An 18,948-nucleotide genomic window follows, 5' to 3' on the forward strand; every position below is an offset into this window, starting at 1 on the left:
AAGAATCCAGAATGAACAAGTTAACCAAATCCCTCGTGACTGCCCTGTCACTGGCAACAGCCACATTATCCGTAATTCCGCAGGCAGCCCCAATCCAGGCTGCAAGTAAGGCCAAAAGCAAAACCAGCACGGAATACAAGGACGGCAGCTACACGGTCATGGTCACTGTAAAGAATCTGGGCAACAATATTGATATTCCTGATAATTTTTTCCCAGCAGCCACGGTAACGATCAAGAATCATAAAATTTCGTCCGTCTCGATTGATGTAGATGACATTGACGACGAAGGCGAATACTACGTACAGGTCAATGATGAAGTAGCGATTGGTGAGACGAAGACCTTAACCTTTGACGGCTCTGACTACAAGAACGGCCTGCAAAACGCAAGCATTAATATCAACGGTGATCCGTCATACTGCAATATCACTTTCGGCGACCTGCCTGGTTCAGCCTATGAGACGGTTACTGAAACTTCCGAAACGGCAAAGAAAGTCGTCAAGCGGAAGGCGGCTGTTTACGACAGAAACGGCAAGAAGACCAAGGACACGGCCCTCAAGGCGGGCAAGACCATTAGCACATACGGCAGCTTAACCCGGGGCAGCGTCAAGTACTACAAGATCTCCAAGACTGCTAACAAGTATGTTCAGTCTGCCGACGTCGACGGCCGCTACATCACTTTGAAAAATGCCGCTGCCGTCTACACCCAGAGCCTGGAAAAGACTGGAACCAGCTATAAGAAGGGCAAGAAGGTCTACGCCATTGCTTATGCCATTTTGAACGGGGAAAAGTACTACAAGCTGGGCACTGACCAGTACATCAGCGCTTTGAGCGCCGACGGCCGCTACATCACGGTCATGCACAGTTCAGCCGTTTACAGCAAGAACTTGCAGAAGACCACTTCTTCTGTGGCTGCAGGCAAGAAGATCCTGACTTATGGCCGGACAACGATAAAGAATAAGAAGTACTACCAAACTGGCTACAACTCCTTCATCTCCGCTTCCAACGTTGACGGGACGACCCGGACCTTGAAGAAGAATGCCTATGTTTACAAGAAGTCCAAGGGCAAGGCGGTCCGCTACACGAATTCCGTCTTGAAGCAAAACAGCCAGCAGCAGACTTACGGCAGCGCCGTATCGATCAAGGGCAAGAAGTACTACATCATCGGTGTTGGTAAGTACGTGGCCAAGTCTGACTTCAAGTAAAAGGCAAACAAGTTGCTCGCAGTAAGAAATGCAGGTCCTTTGCGGACCTGCATTTTAGTTTTTCTTTAGCTTTTCCACAGTCTTTTTTAGCAAGCAGTTCATCAAATAGCCACGCTTGCCGGTTATCCTTACAGTACAAGTTCAGAAGAACTTGCGACTAAGCAAAGGAGGCAAAAACTATGCTGAAACTGTTCACTCAATTACTCACGATTTCATTGGCCCTGTTTGCCTTTAACCACTACAGACGGTCCCGCCGCCAACTGGCAGTAATTCCTGCCCACCAGCGGCACAATTAAGATTCGTGACTTCCCTTTTCCCCTTGAATTTGAATTCTATCTAATTGCTGGTCTACCGCTTTAGCCAGCATTACATTAAATTTCTTATACATACCAACACACAAACCTCCATCTCGATGGCAAAAAGCCCTGGCATTCGCCAGGGCTTTCTTGCGCTTATCTTTACTTTTTTACCAGCTCTTACAGGTTCTTGACCCACTTCAAAGAAGCAGAAACATTGATCTTGATTGGATCGCCGTACTTGGCCCCCTTGTTCAAAGTGGCTAAGTCGGTCCCGTCCAGGTAGTAGACATAGTGGTAGACACTGGTTGCGTCAGTAAACTTGACTTGGTATTCCTTGCTTGAAGCAATGCCAGCATTAATTGCTTCAGCGATCTTAGCAAAGTTGTCAGCAGAGATTTCCGTCCCCTTTTCACCAGTCAAGTATTGACTAGCGGCTTTTTCGATCAAGTCCGTGTCTTCAGCTGACAGCTTTTGCCCAACCGTCATTGGGCTGTCGATAGTGACATTGTCCAGGCCCCAAACAGTCGTAGCAGTTGCTTCAACAGTTGAACTTGCTTTTTCGATCACCTTTTCGTCCTTGACCAAGGTAGCCGTGTAGTTGACCGTGAGCGGGCTGCCGTAAGTAGCGCCAACATTGGCCTTAAGGAAGTTGGTCAGCTTTTCATCAGAAGTATTACCTTCCAGCCAGTATTCGTAGTGGTAGTTGTTTCCGGCTTCGTCCTTAAATTGGTCGCTCTTCAAGCTGTCAGTTAAGCCAGCGTAGAGGGCCTTCAGAGAAGCTTCACTGATCTTGGTTCCCTTGACCCCGTTCAAGTACTTGGCAACAGCCCCGTCCAGGTAGTTGGTCAAAGCCAGGTCCTGGCCAACCTTCAACTGGTTTTCAGCCTTAAGGCTTGCTTGATCTGCCCCGTAAAGAGCGGACAATTTTGGCGTAACAGTTGAAGCAGTGTTTTCAGCTGACTGGTAGCCTTCCAGCATCCCCTTGTAAACCAGCAGAGATTGCAGAGGATAGCCGTGGTCATCAAAGAGGCCCATGTTGTCCCAAGTGGACCCGCCCCAGGTTTCCTTGCCATTGTAGTGCATTTCATTGTCTGGAGCATAGCCGATCACATACTTAGAAGCCCAGCCAGTCCCGTAGACGTTGGCCAGCTGCTTGTTGTAGTTCCAGCTGTTCCAGCCGGCTCTGACCGCGATTTGGGCTGGTTCCCAGTAGAAGGCACCGACACCGCCGCCAGCAACTAAGGACTTGTAGAGGGCAGTTACTTCATCGACCTGTCCTTGCGGGCCAACCACGTAGTCACTTGGAGCGTAGCCGATGTTGTTGCCAGTACCGTCTGAGTCATTGACATTGTTCAGCCAGCTGGTTTCCATGACGACCACCCGCTTGCCGAATTCCTTTTGGGCCATTTCCTGCACCTTCAGCAGGTTGTCCGGGTTGTTGTTGGAGCTGCCCCAGAATGGATAGTAGGAAGTCCCCAGGTAGTCATAGTCAACCCCGTTGTTCTTCAAGACAGTCATGATCATCCGGTAGCGGTTGACATCTGGTGATTCAAACTGCACGGCAATCTTGGCGTCCTTGTTGGCCGTTCTGACTGCCTTAGCCGCGGTGGCCAGGTAGCGGGCAACGGTCGTGCCGTAGTCGCTCTGCCAGAGCTTGTTCCAGTCCCCACCGGTCAATTGGTCGGCGTCATAGCCAAAGGTCCCCTTGGTGATTTCATTACCGATCTGGACCATGGCTGGAGCCACCCCGGCCTTTTCCATATCGGTCAAGACCTTCTTGGTATAAAGGGAAATCGCTTCGTTTAATTCAGCGCTGGACAGGTTCTTCCAGGACTTAGGCAGGATCTGCTTGGCCGGGTCAGCCCAGAAATCGGAGTAGTGGAAGTCCAGAAGGACCTTCATCCCGTACTTCTTGGCCTGCAGGGCAGTCTTGATCAGGCTTTCTTCGTCGGTATTACCGCCGCCGTAGCCCTGGCCGTCAGCGTTGTAAGGGTTGTTCCATAAACGCAGGCGGACCCAGTTGACCCCGGCTTCCTTTAAGACATCAAACAGGTCAGCTTCCTTGCCATTAAAGTCATAGTACTTCACGCCGGCTTTAAGCATGGCCTGGTAGGTTGACACGTCGACCCCGCGGGCCATGTCATCAGTCATGCCAGGGATCTTTTCCACCTTGACGCTTTCGTACTTAAGGCCAGTTTCAATCCCGTTTTGGTAGGCAGCCGTGATTTCGTCAGCCGTCTTCTTGCTGGTTGGGGTTTCGTCAACTGCTTCATTGTTATTGCCGGCCCCTTCAGTCAAGGTCGCGGTAAAGTTGGCCTTGATGGCCTCCCCGTACTTAACTCCCTTGTTCAGGGCCAGGAAGTTGGCTAACTTAGCGGCGCTGTCTGCCCCTTCCAGCCAGTAGGCGTAGTGGTAGGTCTTGCCTGCTTCATCAGTGTAGTCGGTCGTGCCAACATAAGCCGTGTCGTCGCCGCCAATGCCGGCTTCGATGGCCGTCAAGACATCCTGGCTGATTTCAGTTCCAGCCGGGCCAGACAGAAGTGAAGAAGAGATGGTGGAAAGCAGCTTTTTGCTTTCATCAGCCGTAAAGGCCTGGCCATCCTTCAAGCCGTTCTTGACGCTGACCTTGTCTTGGCCGTAGACCTTGGTCACGGATGGAGTAAGGGTAGAAGATGCTTGCGCTGGCTGGGTTACAGCTTCCACCTTGTAGATCAAGCCGGCCAAAGTACCGTTGTAGTAGCCGGCCCCAACTACGCTGCCAGCAGCGCTGGTCGTCCCCAGCTGTCTGATCAAGTCGCTGACAAATTGGGCAGCAGTTTCGTTGTTCGCGGAGACGTCAGTCTTTAAAGTGGCCAGAACCTTGCCCTGCATGGAGCTGTTCTTTTCCATCAAAGAAGCAATCACCTGCTTGTCTTCTTTGACATCCCCCTGGGCCAGGAGCTGAGCCATTTCGTGGATTGCTGATTCCTGGTAGCCGTTCTTGGATTCCGTCCAGTCGTACTTGACCCCGTTTTTCAGCTTAACTGCAGTCAGGAATTCAGTTTGGTCCCGCAAAAGCTGGGCGTGGTCCATGCCGTTTTCCACCGCGCCATCCTTGTCAAAGGAAACCTTGATCCCGTTCAAGGTCTTGCTGGTGCTTTTGGCAATCTTACCAGTTGCGTCAGCGTAATACTGCTTGCCATTGGCCTTGATGAACTGGTGCTTTACTACCTGGCCATTTGCGTCGTAGTAGTTGGTAACGCCAGAAGTGGTCTTAAAGTCATTCTTGGTTGGCTGAGCGGTAGCCGTAACGGCCTTTTGGGCCGTTGCCTGGACTGCCTTGCTAGCTGTCTTAGTTGCTGGAGCAGCAGCTGTAGTGGTATTAGTTGCAGTGGCAGTCTTATCTTCATTTGCAGCAGTTGTAGTTGTGGTTGCAGTAGCGGCAGTAGTGTTAGTCTTGTTTTCACTTACAGCAGTATCAGCAGACTTCTTTTCTGCTTCCCCAGTAGTGTTTTCAACCGTGGACTTAGCTACAGCAAGGTTTTCAGCAGTAGTCGTCTGAGCAACAGCCTGCTTGCTGCTATCATCGGTCGTGTCTGCCTTTACGCTATTGACATTGCCGACAGCCAGGCCGGTCGCCAGCAGAGCTACGCCGGCAGCCGTCAAACTCTTATTAGACTTGAAGTGCTTAATCCGTCTCTTCTTCATAAGCTAGTTCCTCTTTTAATTCCTCTGAATGCAATTGGATTGTATTTTCTTTTTCTTGTTTTTCTTGTTTTTTCTTCTTTTCCCAAAAAATGCTCAACAGCAAAGTTGAGCATTCTTGGTTAAATTGATTGCCTGCTTTACAGGTTCTTGACCCACTTCAAAGAAGCAGAAACGTTGATCTTAATTGGATCGCCGTACTTGGCCCCCTTGTTCAAAGCGGCTAAGTCGGTCCCATCCAGGTAGTAGACATAGTGGTAAACACTGGTTGCGTCAGTAAACTTGACTTGATATTCCTTGCTTGAAGCAATGCCGGCATTTACGGCTTCAGCGATCTTAGCAAAGTTGTCAGTAGAGATTTCCGTCCCCTTTTCACCAGTCAGGTATTGACTAGCGGCCTTTTCGATCAAGGCTGTGTCTTCAGCTGACAGCTTTTGGCCAACAGTCATTGGGCTGTCGATGGTGACATTGTCCAGGCCCCAGACAGTCGTAGCGGTTGCTTCAACAGTGGAAGTTGCCTTTTCGATCACCTTTTCATCCTTGACCAAGGTAGCCGTGTAGTTGACCGTGATCGGGCTGCCGTAAGTTGCGCCAACGTTCGCCTTAAGGAAGTTGGCCAGCTTTTCGGCAGAAGTATTACCTTCCAGCCAGTATTCGTAGTGGTAGTTGTTGCCGGCTTCGTCCTTAAATTGATCGCTCTTCAAGCCGTCAGTCAAGCCGGCGTAGAGGGCCTTCAGCGAAGCTTCACTGATCTTGGTCCCCTTGACCCCGTTCAAGTACTTGGAAACAGCCCCGTCCAGGTAGTTAGTCAAAGTCAAGTCCTGGCCGACCTTCAACTGGTTTTCAGCCTTAAGGCTTGCTTGATCTGCCCCGTAAAGAGCGGCTAATTTTGGCGTAACAGTTGAAGTAGTGTTTTCAGCTGATTCATAGCCAGTTAAGAAGCCCTTGTACATCATCAAGGATTGCAGCGGGTAGCCGTGGTCGTCAAAGAGGGCTACGTTGTCCCAAGTGGAGCCACCCCAAGTTTCCTTGCCTTCGTAGTACATTACGTTTTCTGGCGCATAGCCGATGGCGTACTTGGCAGCCCAGCCAGTCCCGTAGACGTTGGACATTTCCTTGTTGTAGTTCCAGTTGTTCCAGCCGGCCTTAACCGCGATTTGGGCTGGTTCCCAGTAGAAGGCACCAACGCTGCCGCCAGCAATAATCGCCTTGTACATGTCAGCCATCGCGTCAACTTGCCCTTGCGGGTCAGCCGTGTAGGAAACGCCGTCTGGCATGGTTGGCATTTGCCCGATGGAGTTGCCAGTACCGTCTGAGTCGTTCAGATTGTTCAGCCAGCCGGTTTCCAGAATGACAGTCGTCTTGCCGAATTCTTCCTTAGCCATCTTTTCAACAGCCAGCAGGTTGTTTGGCGTGTTGGCACCCTTGCCCAGGCTTTGGCCATTGTAAGTCCCGTTGTCGTTACCGGTTGACCAGAATGGGTAGTAAGAAGTCCCCAGGTAGTCGTAGTCGATCCCGTGCTTCTTGAAGACGGTCATGATCGTCCGGTACTTGTAGATGTTTGGCGTTTCCAGCTGCAAGGCAATCTTAGCCTGCGGAGCAGCATTTCTGACTGCCTTGGCCGCAGTTGCCAGGTATTCAGCTACCTGGTCACCGTCAGTGCTCTTCCACAGAGTTTCCCAGTTGCCGCCGTGGTCACGGTCAGTGTACAAGCCAAAGGCCCCGTTGGTGATTTCGTTGCCGACTTGCACCATGTCTGCACTAGCGCCGGCTTCGCGCAGGTCGGTGAGCACCTTTTCCGTGTAGAGCTTGATTGATTCGTCCAAGGCGTTGACTGACAGGTCCTTCCAGGCCTTTGGCAGGATCTGCTTGGCCGGGTCAACCCAGAAGTCGGAGTAGTGGAAGTCCAAAAGGACCTTCATCCCGTACTTCTTGGCTTCGCTGGCCATCTTGATCACGCTGGCTTCGTCAGTGTTACCACCGCCGTAGCCCATGCCGTCAGCGTTGTATGGATCGTTCCAGATCCGCAGGCGGACCCAGTTGACCCCGGCGTCAGCCAGAACCTTAATCAGGCTGGCTTCTTTACCGTTAAAGTCGTAGAACTTAACGCCGGCGTTAACCAAAGCTTGGTAAGTTGAGATGTCGACCCCGCGGATCATATCGTCAGTCATGCCAGGGATCTTTTCCACCTTGACGCTTTCGTACTTAAGGCCGGTTTCAGACCCGGTCTGGTAAGCAGCGGTGATTTCATCAGCCGTCTTCTTGCTAGTTGGCGTTTCGTCAACTGCGTCGGTATTAGTGCCCGTACCGGCAACCAAGGTAGCCGTGTAGACAGCCTTCAAGGCGTCGCCGTACTTAACGCCGGTATTGGCCTTGAGGAAGTTGGCCAGCTTCTCAGCGCTGTCCTTGCCGCTGAGCCAGTATTGGTAGTGGTAGGCCTTGCCATTCGCGTCATAGTAGAGGCTGCTGCCTTCAAAGGCAGTTTGGTCACCTGCCAGACCGGCAAAGATAGTTTGCAGGACCTCTTGGCTGATAGCCGTACCGGCCTTGCCCTTCAAGAGAGCTGATGAAACGCCGTCAGTCAGAGTCTTGGCATCTTCATCACTCATCTTAGTGGTAACTGGGTTGGTCACCTTGCCGGCGTCGCTGTAAACAGCGCTGACGCTTGGGTCGATCTTAGAGACAGCTTCAGCGGCCTTCTTTACTTCTTCAACCTTGTAGATCAAGGCTGATGCGACACCATTGTAGTAGCCGGCCCCGATCACGCTGCCAGTAGCATCAGCGTTGCCTAATTTAGAAACCAGGGCAGCGGCTACTTGGCTGGCGGTTGCCCCGCTTTGGCCGATGTTCAAGGTCAAGCTGGCCAGAACCTTGCCGGACATGGAGGAGTTGTTTTCCATCAAGGTCGCGATCAAGTCATTGTTGTTCTTGACGTCGCCTTGGGCCAGAAGCTGGGCCATTTCGTGGGTAGCTGATTCCTGGTACTTGTTCTTAGTTTCAGTCCAGTCATACTTGACTGACTTCTTCAGCTTGCTTGCGGCTGAAAATTCGATTTGGTCGCGGAGCAATTGGCCGAAGTCCAGATTGTTGCTGATGGCACCGGTATTGTCAAAGGTAGCAGTGATTCCGTTAACCTTCTTGGTCGTACTCTTAGCAATCTGGCCATTGGCGTCAGCGTAGTACTGCTTGCCCTTGACAGTGAAGACCTGGTTCTTGACTACTTGGCCGTTTGCGTCATAGTAGGAAGTCTTGCCACTGGTCGTCTTAAAGGCGTTCTTAGTAGCAGTAGTGGTCGTGGTAGTGGCTGCCGCCTTGGTTGCCGTTACCGCGCTGGTCTTGGTCTGCACGGTGTTGGCTGCGGTAGTTTTAGTAGTAGCTGCAGTGGTAGTTGCCGCAGTCGTTTTAGTAGTATCTGCCGTGGTAACTGCAGTATCGGCAGTATCTGCGCTAGTCTTGCTGTCAGTTGCCGTATCCGCGGTCTTAGTTGTATCCGCTGCGGTTTGCTTTGCCTGGGTATCAGTGCTTTGAACGGCTTGCGTTTGCTCAGCTTGTGCTGCTTGAGTATTGGCAGTCTGCTGGTCACTAGCCTGACTGTCGGTTACGTCAGCCTTGGCTTGGTTGGCATAGGCCAAGCCAGTTGCCGTGGCTAACAGGGCCAAGTTGGCCGCTACGATTTTCTTGCTCTTAAAATGCTTGATCTGTCTCTTTTTCATAGAGGTCCTTCCCATTTTTTCCATTAAATTTCTATCTTAGTTTATTATACCGTTTTCAATTAAGTTGTTCAGTCTTTTTCGAGAAAGCGGTAAAATATCAAAAAAACTATCTAATTCTATGCTTTCTCGCCTCTTTTTCCTTGCCTGACGCCCGGAAAAGACCAATAATATTATTTATAAACAGATTGTAAAATTCACAAAAAATCCATTTTATCTTAACTTTAACTGAATTTAGAAAGCAGGTGCATCATGTCTTCACTTAGTCAAAAACTAGCCAGCCTTTTCCTAATTGACAGCACTGGCGATTTTACTGAAAACCTCCGCCTTTTGGACCAGTACCAGCCAGCCGGCCTCCTCCTCTTTGCCAAAGACCTGGCAGGCCTAAGCGAAAAAGCAGTTAAAGAGCGGCTGGCGATTTACCGGCAGGCCCGGCCGGGTTTGCTGCTCGCCATTGACCAGGAAGGCGGCTTAGTCAGCCGCTTGTCCGCCCTTTACCCAAACCGGTCTTACCCCAGTCAGGCTGAACTTTTGCAAAAGGGGGCTGACTTTTTCCTGGCGGAAAGCCAAAAGACAGCCCTGGAATTAAAAGATTTAGGTATCAACTTAAACTTTGCTCCGGTGGCTGATCTTTCGCTTGATCCGGCCAGCTTCATCTACAGCCGGACCCTGCAAGCAGGAGCTGAGGAAACCGGGCCGGCAATCGCGGCCTTTATCAAGCTCTACCGGCAGCTGGGAGTCGCCTCCTGCGCCAAGCATTTTCCTGGCTACGGGGATGCCGGCGACACCCACCAGGCTCCGGCTAAAGACCTTAGAAGCCTTAAAGAAGCCCAGCTGGATCTTTTACCTTTTAAAGCAGCAATCGCGGCGGGCGTACCGACCATCATGGTGGCCCACTTGGAAGTTGCCTGCTATAGCTCTGGCCCTGCCTCCCTCTCCCCGGAAATTTACCGCCTGCTCAAGGAAGACCTTCATTATTCCGGCGTGGCCATCACCGATGACTTAGCTATGGCGGCGGCGCGAGAAAGCAGCTGCCCGGAACTTTTGGCCCTAAAGGCCGGAGCCGACCTCCTTTTAGGCGGCAAATTGGAAAACTTGCCAATTTTGGAAGCAGCCGCAGAAAGCGGCGAATTGCCAAAAGAGCGGATCAATGACGCCTTGATCCGGGTCCAGACCCTGCAGGACGATTATTCCCTTTAAGCTTTTAAAAAGCTCTGTAACATTTCAGAATTAACCAGCAATTAACAACAAAAAAGGCAGACCCGAAGATCTACCTTTTTAGCTTGCAATTTATTGTCTACTTTTTACTTTGTTTCTTTGTTACTTGGTTTAAGTCTTAGAGAAAGTAGCAAACATGATCACTTTCAAGATCTGGTAGCCAACATCCTTGACCTTGTCTTCACCAAAGCTGCGCTGGTTGAGAAGCAGGATAATCCCGTTCTTGTTGTCAGCCGTCAGCTGGAAGTAAGCAGCATAGTGGGCGCTGCCAATTGCCCCGTAAGCTAGCTTGACTTTTTCCCCCTTCTTGAGGTAAACCCCGCCGCTATATTGGTTGATCTTGCTCTTAAGGTGGGTCTGCTTGTGAAAGGCGCTCGGCGACAGGAACTGCCCTGTCCCCAAAGCTTCTTGGATAAGATAGTAGTCGCTGGCTGTCGTCAGCATGTTCCCGGCCCCAACCAGCTGAGACAACTGTGTCTTTTCCAAAGTTGCCGCCTGCTGGTAGTTCTTGCCATGCTTATAGGCGTAAGATACGGCCAGCATCTTATTCTTCGGCAGCTGGCTGCTTACATAAGTTGACTTGAGGCCCAGCCGCTGGACCACCCGCTTCTTAAAGTTCCAGGCATATGACTTATGGCTCACCTTCTTGATGATGCCCGCCAGCAAAACATAATTGACGTCGCTGTAGTGGTAGCTCCCCACCTTGTCCTGTGGCAATTGGTTGGCCCGGGTCACAATCCAGTTTACTGCCTGATCTTCACTGTAGTTGATATGGCGGTCAACTTCGACTTCCGGAATCTGCAAGCCTGAAGTGTGGGAAAGCAAGTTGCCCACGCTGATTTTCTTGGCATTCCGCAAGGCCGGGTACCAGCGGGAGATCTTCGTGTTTTGGCCAAAAGCACTTGAGCTCCCCTTCTTTTCTTCCATCAGCTGCATGATCATGGCCCCGGTAACTTCCTTTTGCATGGAAGCGGCCGGGTAGACGACCTGGCTGGCCCCGTTCTTGACCTTCTGCTGAGCATTAGCCAAGCCGTAGTTAACGACCTGGACATGCCCGTTTCGCACTATAGCCACGCTGCCGGTCACATGCTTCTTCTTAAAAAGCTTCTCGACAAAAACATGCATATCGGCCGCCGTTACCAGATCAGGGGCCGTTTCTTCTGGCCAAACCGCCAAAGCGGCCACTAAGACAAGCAGGGCAACGATTAATTTCTTACCTTTTTTGAACAAGTCTGCTTTTCCCTCCTAGAATACATAGGAACATTATAAGCTCTTTTCCAGGAAAAAGGAAAAAGTTATTATAATTTTAAAGAATTAAAAAATACTCACTAATTCAAACTGAAGGTTCCCGGCTGGATCTTCTGCAAGAGGCCGAAGGCCAGGCCTTTGAGCTGCTGTTCAGTCTGGCTGCGCTCGTTAACGAACATAATGATCCCGTTTCTGTTGTCCGCCGTCAGCTGGACGTAAGTCCCGTAGTGCTCATCCCTAATCGCGCCGAAGGCAGACTTGACCTTGCCGTCCCGCTTCATGTACATGCCGCCGCTATAGGTGGTCTTTCTGGCCTTGAGCTGGGTCAGGTAATTGAAGTCGCTTTGGTTCAAAATTGCCCCGTTCTGCAAGGCCAGCATGATCTCATAATATTCAACCGGCGTGGTGCACATATTGCCGGCGCCTGGGATCTGGGAAGCCACGGTCTTAGGTAGAGAAACCGGTCTTTGGTACTTTCTCTGCCAAAGGTAGGCATAAGAGACCGCCTGGCTCCGGGTCCAAGGGATGTCGTGTCTGAGGCTGGTGTGGGCTAAACCCAGCGGCTGAACGATCCGGTGTTTAAAGTTGTAAGCGTAAGAGTGGCCGGTCAATTTGCGGATAATGCCCACCAGCAAGATGTAGTTGGCATTGTTGTAGTTAAAGCTGCCGATCTGGTATTGCCAGCTACCGTTGATCTTCTGGCTCACCCAGTTGATGGCCTTGTTTTCTGACAGGTTCTTCCGCCGGTTGCTTTCTGAGCCAACTGCCCGGTAGCCGCTGGTGTGGGTCAAAAGGTTGCCAACCGTCACGTAGCGGGCATTCTTCAGCTTGGGATACCAGCGGGAAATCTTGGTGTACTGGCTGAATTGCTGCTTTGTGTGATTCTTTTCGTTCATGATCTGCACCAGCATGGCCCCGGTTACCACCTTTTGCAGGGAAGCGGCTGGATAGGTCACGTTGTAAGATCCGTTCTTCATCCGCCGGCCAAACCAGGCATAGCCATAGTTGACGGTCTTGACGCTGCCGTTTTGAACTAAAAGAACTGACCCGGCCAGGTGGTTGTCCCGCATTACCCGGTTGACGTCGCTCTTGGTCGCTTCCGCCTGGACCGTAGCTGGCGCCAAGGCTGGAAGCAGGAGGCTGGCAGCTAAAGCCAGCTTACCGGCAGTTTTCGCGGATTTTTTCAAAAAGAAATCTTTAAAATTCAATTTGCTCTTCCCTTTCTCATCATAAGCATAACTACAAATTATGTTAGCCCTAATATTTATTAAAAACAAGGGAAGCTGTGTTACGTTTTAATTACAGGATTTTTCCACAAAAAAAGACTACTGGAAATAACCAGCAGTCTTTTAGAAGTGGTCAAGCTTACTTAACGGCATCCTTCAGGGCCTTGCCTGGCTTGAAGGCTGGAACCTTGCTTGCAGGGATTTCGATTTCAGCGCCAGTTTGCGGGTTGCGGCCCTTCCGAGCAGCACGTTCACGAACTTCAAAAGTCCCAAAGCCGATCAATTGTACCTTTTCGCCCTTAGCAAGTGCTTCTTCGATTGATGCAAACAAAGCGTCAACGATTTGAGCAGATTCCTTCTTGCTGAATTCAGTCTTTTCACTTACAACTGAGACAAGTTCAGTCTTGTTCATCTTGTTTCCTCATCTTTCTATTAAAAGGCTCAGCAATATGCCGAAGCTTAGTCATATGCTTAATTATAGCAAAACTTTGCCGCTGCAACAGCCTTTCTGTGAAATGGCTGAGAAAAAATACTGAAATTACAAAAACGTTTTAGCAGAATCCACCTATTTTACTGGCACGCAGTGCTTGTCGTTGATCGCCTTGACCTTGTTCACCCGCCGGCGGTACTTTTCTTCCATCAAAGGATCCGTGTTCAGCCAGGTCTTGACGATTTCGCCGGCCATCATGTCCCCGATAATCTTGGCGCCTAAGCAAAGGACGTTGGAGTCGGTGTGCTGACGGGCAAGCTTGGCGCAGAAAGGATCTTGACAAACCGCGGCGTAAATGCCGTTGATCTTGTTGGCAATCAAGGCGCTGCCGTAGCCAACCCCGTCAACGAAAATGCCCCGGTCGCATTCGCCCTTGGCCACAGCCAGGCTGGCTGGGTAGACAAAGTCTGACAGGTCGCAGGATTCTTCATTGCCGGTCCCGAAGTCCACGACTTCATAGCCTTCTTCTTCCAGGTAGGCCTTGATTTCGTTCTTCAAGCGGGTGCCCGCGTGGTCGTTTGCCATTGCAATCTTCATGTTTATGCCTTCTTCTATTTCTATTTTTTTAAAACTTCTTTCGCCTCTATTCTACCATTTCCAAAGAAAAAGGCTGCTTCCTTTCAGAAACAGTCCTTTTCATGTTAATTAGCGATGTAGGCATACTTGAAGTTGTAGCAGACGCCGGCACTATTGTAGATAATGCCCTTGACCTTGCTCTTGATCATCCAGGCCTTGTTGGCTTGAGTCAGCGGAGTTACCCCCTGGTTGACCATCAAGATGTTTTCAGCCTTGGCCAAAAGCTTCATGCGGGCTGTCCCGGAGCTGGTCTTCGATGCCGCGATCAGCTTGTCGTATTCCTTGTTGCTCCAGTTACCGTAGTTGTAGGAGTTACCAGTCGTTTCACAGTCCAGGAAGGAGATCGGGTCAGCGTAGTCGGCGATCCAGCCGGACAGGGTGCATTCAAAGTTGCCGGCCAGGACCCGGTTGAGCTTGGTCTTGGAAGGGATGCTCTGCACCTTGACGGTGATCTTGCTCCCAAAAGCAGTTTCCAGCTGGCTCTGGACGAATTCCGCCAGTTTCTTGGAAGTATCGTCGTCAGAAGCTAACAGGGTAAAGGACAATTTGCTCAGGCCCTCTTCCTTCAAGCCTTTTTCGAAGTACTGCTTGGCCAGCTGCTTGTTGTAGCTGGTGTACTTTTTAGCCTCGCTGCTGGCAGCCAGCTTGGTGAAGTCCTCACCGTTGACAGTAGTCAAACCGCTGGAAGTAAAGGTCGTTGCGGCCTTGTAGGTGGCCCCTAATGTCTTGGACAGGCTGGACCGGTTGATGGCCATGGAAATCCCCCGGCGGAGGTTAGTACTCTTAAACTTGCTGTACTTCTTTAGGTTGAACTGGAGGTACTGGGTGTTGGCCACTTTTCTGATCGTGTAGCCCTTGGACTTGGTCAGTTGCTTGGAGGCTTGGGCGTCCAGGATGGTCCCGTCCAATTTTCCTGCCTGATAGAGGTTGTAGGCAGTTGACGGGGATTTTTGGACAGAGTAGTTGATCTGGGTCAGCTTGACATCCTTCTTGTCCCAGTAGTACTTGTTCTTGACCAGCTTCCAAGAGAGGTTGGAGCCAGACCAGCCCTTGTGCACGAATGGGCCATTGTAGACCATGTATTTAGAAGCGGTCCCGTACTTAGACCCGTACTTCTTGACTGCCTGTTCATTTTGCGGAAAGAAAAGCGGGAAGGCCATCAAGAGCTTGAAGTATGGGATCTTCCGCTCTAAGCTGACGACCAGCTTGTACTTGCCCACGGCTTTGATGCCCAGGGTGGAAGCCTTTTTCTTACCGGCGACGATCGCGTCAGCGTTTTTAATCCCGGAAAAAAGATAAGAGTATTCTGACGCGGTCTTGGGGTCAACCGTCCGCTTCCAGGAGTAGACGAAGTCCTTGGCGGTTAGGGCCTGACCATTGGACCATTTGACATTCTTGCGGATATTGAAGGTCCAGGTCTTGCCGTCTTTAGAGACGGTTGCCTTGCTTGCCAGGGCGTTTTTCACCTTGGCATTGTTGCCCAGGGTGTAGAGGCCCTCCATGACTTGGTTGACCTGGTTGAAAGAAACGTCGTCCATGATCTTGGACACGTCGATGGTGGACAGTTCCGCCTCTTCCATCCAGTTCAGCTTTTGCTTGGCCGCGGTCTTGCTGGAACTTGCCCCGCAGGCAGCCAAAAGGGTTGATGTCATGACGGCCAGGCCGCCCAGGATAATTTTGCTCTTTTTCATTTATTTTTTGCCTCAAATCAAACCAGACTGGTTCAAGGACGCGCGGTGAACCAGCACTACTGCCATTATTCCTAAACCTGCATGTCGCCTGTAGTTTCTCTCCTGATTCATCGCTTGTCACGCTCCTTTTATTGAGGTATAAATTAACTTTTAAGTTATTTTTCATTCTATCAGTTGAGACGGAAATTGCAAGCATCTTTTTGAGAAAAAATAATGTTTATATTATATTGCGGTATTTTTTGCCGGCAAAAATAACAAAAGCATTAGCTAGATAAAGAATATGAGCTCGGCGCTATTTCCAAGATCAAATAATAAGCTGCTCAAGTTAAGTCAACGTGCTTTCTCTTTTAGCTCAGATTAGCTAACAAAAAAGCCTGCACCAAACGATGCAAGCTTCAAAATCTATTCTCTATACGATTCTATTCAAATTAATGACTAGATTTCGACTTATTCCATAACGCTTGTTGAAATACCCTTGACTTTCTTGATTTTGCCTTTGCTGTCAGTAAACATTCTTAACACGTTGCAGTAGTGTTTTTCCTCGCTCTTGTGGCCGTGTTTATAATAGATTGCTTTGTAAATAATTGCGACGTTGTAGCTATGCTTACTTAGAGGTTCAATGTTCAGAACCTTATTACGAGAAGATCCATAATTATTGTAGGCAGAAACGTATCGTGTGTGGTTACGTGAACTTTCAGATAACATGTACATTTCATCATCTACAACCCACTGCTGAACAGCGCTGCGACTCGCGATTTTATACAATTTTCTGGCCCGCTGCTTGATCTTTTTGGACGTCATTTTTTTAGTATCATAAACGTATCTCGCATTACAAAACGTTTTGATATTTGCCCTTGCTTTCTTATCCGACGTTTTGACGTTCTTCTTCTTAGCTGCCAATACAGTTGATGACGTTGCTGTCATTGTTGGTGCAGCTACCCCTAAAAGTGCCAGGGCTACTGAAACCGTGCTGATTGCTTTCAGTTTCTTGTCCATATTCTCGACCTTTCATGCATTTACATAATATTAAACATTTACACAATTTTATTTTCGTTCAAAAGATTTGCATTGTCAAGCTAAATAACGGTGTACCTTTTCCCTTGTAGCAGGTCAAGAATATTGTCGTTTATCTTAATTCAGAGGCCGAAGGGCCTCTTTTTTCATGCTCTATAATGTGCAACTCTACCTCAAACATTATCTATAAAATTATTGCTGGAAAAGGTAAAATGGAGAAAAGAGCATTAATCCAAAAAGTATTTATAGCAAAAATGAGGTAAAAATATGGAGAAGTTCAACCAAGCTGAGTTCAACAAGGTCATCAACAGCACCGTATCTGGCCTGCAGATGTTTGTCCGGGACGTCAACCTGCCTAAGGAGATCGCAGGCAAATACAAGACTGGCATGCTCATCCATGAACTGGGTTACACTGATGCCAGCCACCGGGTTGGTGGGATGGTTACCAGCCACCGCTTTACGATCCTCTCAAACCATATGGCCGACCTGGCCTCCTTTGAGCAAGGAACCAACTGGGGCCTGTGCGTTGCCCAAAGAGGAGCACATTTCCTCGTACTGGATGTTTATGAAGCAGAGGGTCACACGCAAATCTCCCTCCTTCACCTGCCGGATGACCAATGGCAGATTTTTGAGCAAGTCAACTTCCAAATGGATTCTCTGGTAAGCAATGTCCGGGAGATTTTTGAAAAGAATCTCTCCTCTGCCCCAATCCCGGAACTGACCACTGCAGATTGGCTGAGAAGATGCGCTGCCCCGCTTGGCATTGCTGATAACGGTGCACCTTTTCCCTTGTAGCAGGTCAAAAATATTGCAGTAAATATTGCAGTTTTTTCTTAGAGAAATTTTGAGTTAGAGGCCAAAAGGCCTCTTTTTTGGGCAAAAAGTAAAAAAGCAAACAAAAAACGCGCCTGTGGATGTCCACAAACGCGTTCTTCGTTAATAATTAATGCCCGAAGGCCGTAATTATTTAAGGGTAACAGTTGCGCCAACTTCTTCAAGCTTAGCCTTAAGTTCGTTAGCTTCGTCTTCTGACAAGCCTTCCTTAAGAACAACTGGAGCACCGTCAACAGTCTTCTTAGCGTCCAGCAAGCTTGCGCCAGTAACTTCCTTAACGATCTTGATAACCTTAACCTTTTCAGTACCTGCTGAAGTCAATTCAACGTCGAAGCTTGACTTAGCTTCTTCAGCACCACCAGCGGCACCAGCAGCAGCTACAGGAGCAGCAGCAGTAACGCCGAATTCTTCTTCGATAGCGTGTACAAGGTCGTTCAATTCAAGAATTGAAGCACCCTTCAATTGTTCAATGATGTTAGCAGTATCCAAAGCCATTGTAATATCCTCCGAAAATTTGGAATTTAATATCTAGTTTAAAATGACCAGACTATTCAGCTGATTCTTCCTTTGATTCAGCGACAGCCTTAACAACGTATGCAAAGTTGCGTACAGGTGCTTGCAATACAGAAAGAAGCATTGAAAGCAAACCTTCGCGACCTGGAATTGCAGCCAGTTCTTCGACTTGTTCCTTGGTAGCAACTTGACCTTCAAGTGCACCACCCTTAATTTCAACAACGTCGAACTTCTTAGCGTAGTCAGCAGCGATCCGGGCAGGTGCAGTAACGTTGTCTTCATCATCAGTGTAGATCACAGCTGATGGACCAACGAATACTGGTGCCAAATCTTCCAAGCCGGCTTGAGCAGCAGCGCGGCGAAGGTAAGTGTTCTTGACAACCTTCATCTTGGCGTTGCTTTCACGCAATTCTGCACGGAACGCAGTAACTTCGTCAACAGTCAAACCAAGGTAGTTGATAACTACGATGGACTTAGCTGACTTAAGTTCTTCTGCAAATTCTTCAACGAATTTAGCCTTAGCAGCGATAATAGCTTGACTCAAAATTATTCACCTCCATAAAATTTTGTAAAATTCTACAAGGCCTAAAAAACTCCATGCCAAGAAAGACATGGAGAATTTAATAATCTTCATTATCTTCTGGCCTCGGCGGGATTGTATTAAGGCTTTACGCCACCCACGTCTTAGGTTAGAAATTTACTTTATTTAGATTACCATCTGAAACAAGATCTGTCAAACCTTTTTCGCCACTTTTTGCAAAAATCTGCTAAAATTTACTGTAATGACTTTTAGGAGGTAACATTTTGAAGAGTAAACTGATCGACATTTTCTACTTCTTCTTAGCCGGCATTTCCGGCACCCTGGCCGTCTTCAGCATGTTCAAGGACCATTCCGCCGCAAGCATCGCCATGGACGTCTTATTCCTCATTATCAGCGCCTACTTCATTGTCCGCGGCTTCCTGGACATCGAATCTGAAAACAAGAAGCTGAGCAAGAACTGGCAGATCCTCTCCTGGATCGCCTGGTGCCTGCTCCTCTTGGGCGTCATCTTGACCTTGACCGGCTACAAACTGGGCATCCACGGCCTGGGCTGGGGCGGCTTCGTCCTCTTCCTGCTCTGCTGCTTCGTCGTGCCCGAGCAGGCTAACGACAAGAACTTCCATGTCAAGCGCCGGGACGAGACCGGTTTTGATGACAAAAATTAAGCCTGTTTTTTAGTATTTTTTAATTAACTAAACTAGC

Annotated in this window: 14 protein-coding genes and 1 other annotated feature; of the genes, 4 read left to right on the forward strand and 10 right to left on the reverse strand. The window is 49.3% G+C overall.

The genetic code is table 11. The annotated features are described in order from the left end of the window. Positions 1 to 11: 11 nt before the first annotated feature. Positions 12 to 1,202 carry an SLAP domain-containing protein gene (locus tag ACLUXO_RS04055; RefSeq protein WP_412136420.1) on the forward strand — a complete coding sequence of 397 codons (1,191 nt, stop codon included), beginning with the start codon at positions 12 to 14 and terminating at the stop codon, positions 1,200 to 1,202. Between the two features lie 476 nt (positions 1,203 to 1,678). Here the strand turns inward: ACLUXO_RS04055 and ACLUXO_RS04060 are convergent, their stop codons facing one another. Both ACLUXO_RS04060 and ACLUXO_RS04065 read right to left on the reverse strand, forming a co-directional pair. Next, positions 1,679 to 5,188: a glycoside hydrolase family 53 protein gene (locus ACLUXO_RS04060; protein WP_412136421.1), complete on the reverse strand. Its 3,510-nt coding sequence runs from the start codon at positions 5,186 to 5,188 to the stop codon at positions 1,679 to 1,681. Positions 5,189 to 5,325: 137 nt separating this feature from the next. Continuing rightward, positions 5,326 to 8,898: a glycosyl hydrolase 53 family protein gene (locus tag ACLUXO_RS04065; RefSeq protein ID WP_412136422.1), complete on the reverse strand. Its 3,573-nt coding sequence runs from the start codon at positions 8,896 to 8,898 to the stop codon at positions 5,326 to 5,328. A gap of 249 nt (positions 8,899 to 9,147) precedes the next feature. On the opposite strand from ACLUXO_RS04065, the gene ACLUXO_RS04070 reads away from it, so the two are divergent. Beyond that, a complete protein-coding gene (locus tag ACLUXO_RS04070) occupies positions 9,148 to 10,095 on the forward strand; it encodes a glycoside hydrolase family 3 N-terminal domain-containing protein (protein WP_412136423.1) in 948 nt (315 codons plus the stop codon). Between the two features lie 129 nt (positions 10,096 to 10,224). Here ACLUXO_RS04070 and ACLUXO_RS04075 read toward each other — a convergent pair whose 3' ends face one another. The 6 genes from ACLUXO_RS04075 to ACLUXO_RS04100 all read right to left on the reverse strand — a co-directional run bounded on the left by ACLUXO_RS04075 (position 10,225) and on the right by ACLUXO_RS04100 (position 16,340). Next, positions 10,225 to 11,343: a serine hydrolase domain-containing protein gene (locus ACLUXO_RS04075; RefSeq protein ID WP_412136424.1), complete on the reverse strand. Its 1,119-nt coding sequence runs from the start codon at positions 11,341 to 11,343 to the stop codon at positions 10,225 to 10,227. Positions 11,344 to 11,441: 98 nt separating this feature from the next. Next, positions 11,442 to 12,569: a serine hydrolase domain-containing protein gene (locus tag ACLUXO_RS04080; protein WP_412136425.1), complete on the reverse strand. Its 1,128-nt coding sequence runs from the start codon at positions 12,567 to 12,569 to the stop codon at positions 11,442 to 11,444. A gap of 157 nt (positions 12,570 to 12,726) precedes the next feature. Continuing rightward, positions 12,727 to 12,999, reverse strand: a complete 273-nt coding sequence (locus ACLUXO_RS04085; protein ID WP_002876514.1) for an HU family DNA-binding protein — start codon at positions 12,997 to 12,999, stop codon at positions 12,727 to 12,729. A 153-nt stretch (positions 13,000 to 13,152) separates the two neighbouring features. Then, a complete protein-coding gene (locus ACLUXO_RS04090; RefSeq protein ID WP_412136426.1) occupies positions 13,153 to 13,614 on the reverse strand; it encodes an RpiB/LacA/LacB family sugar-phosphate isomerase in 462 nt (153 codons plus the stop codon). A 104-nt stretch (positions 13,615 to 13,718) separates the two neighbouring features. Beyond that, on the reverse strand, positions 13,719 to 15,344 hold the full coding sequence (locus ACLUXO_RS04095; protein ID WP_412136427.1) for a peptide ABC transporter substrate-binding protein: 1,626 nt from the start codon (positions 15,342 to 15,344) through the stop codon (positions 13,719 to 13,721). Positions 15,345 to 15,791: 447 nt separating this feature from the next. Then, the gene (locus ACLUXO_RS04100; protein ID WP_412136428.1) at positions 15,792 to 16,340 is read right to left on the reverse strand and encodes a hypothetical protein; all 549 of its coding nucleotides are present in this window, start codon (positions 16,338 to 16,340) and stop codon (positions 15,792 to 15,794) included. Between the two features lie 285 nt (positions 16,341 to 16,625). Here ACLUXO_RS04100 and ACLUXO_RS04105 point away from each other — a divergent pair, with 285 nt between their 5' ends. After that, a complete protein-coding gene (locus tag ACLUXO_RS04105; protein ID WP_412136429.1) occupies positions 16,626 to 17,153 on the forward strand; it encodes a hypothetical protein in 528 nt (175 codons plus the stop codon). A gap of 168 nt (positions 17,154 to 17,321) precedes the next feature. On the opposite strand, the gene rplL is transcribed toward ACLUXO_RS04105, so the two are convergent. Then, positions 17,322 to 17,687: a 50S ribosomal protein L7/L12 gene (gene rplL / locus ACLUXO_RS04110; protein ID WP_002876509.1), complete on the reverse strand. Its 366-nt coding sequence runs from the start codon at positions 17,685 to 17,687 to the stop codon at positions 17,322 to 17,324. A gap of 52 nt (positions 17,688 to 17,739) precedes the next feature. Beyond that, positions 17,740 to 18,249, reverse strand: a complete 510-nt coding sequence (gene rplJ / locus ACLUXO_RS04115; RefSeq protein WP_270449132.1) for a 50S ribosomal protein L10 — start codon at positions 18,247 to 18,249, stop codon at positions 17,740 to 17,742. Between the two features lie 33 nt (positions 18,250 to 18,282). Then, positions 18,283 to 18,412: a sequence feature (ribosomal protein L10 leader region), on the reverse strand. 97 nt (positions 18,413 to 18,509) lie between these two features. Here rplJ and ACLUXO_RS04120 point away from each other — a divergent pair. After that, the gene (locus tag ACLUXO_RS04120; RefSeq protein WP_279189315.1) at positions 18,510 to 18,911 is read left to right on the forward strand and encodes a hypothetical protein; all 402 of its coding nucleotides are present in this window, start codon (positions 18,510 to 18,512) and stop codon (positions 18,909 to 18,911) included. Positions 18,912 to 18,948 lie beyond the last annotated feature (37 nt).

The sequence above is a fragment of the Lactobacillus delbrueckii subsp. bulgaricus genome (assembly GCF_046938665.1).
Classification (GTDB): domain Bacteria; phylum Bacillota; class Bacilli; order Lactobacillales; family Lactobacillaceae; genus Lactobacillus; species Lactobacillus delbrueckii_C.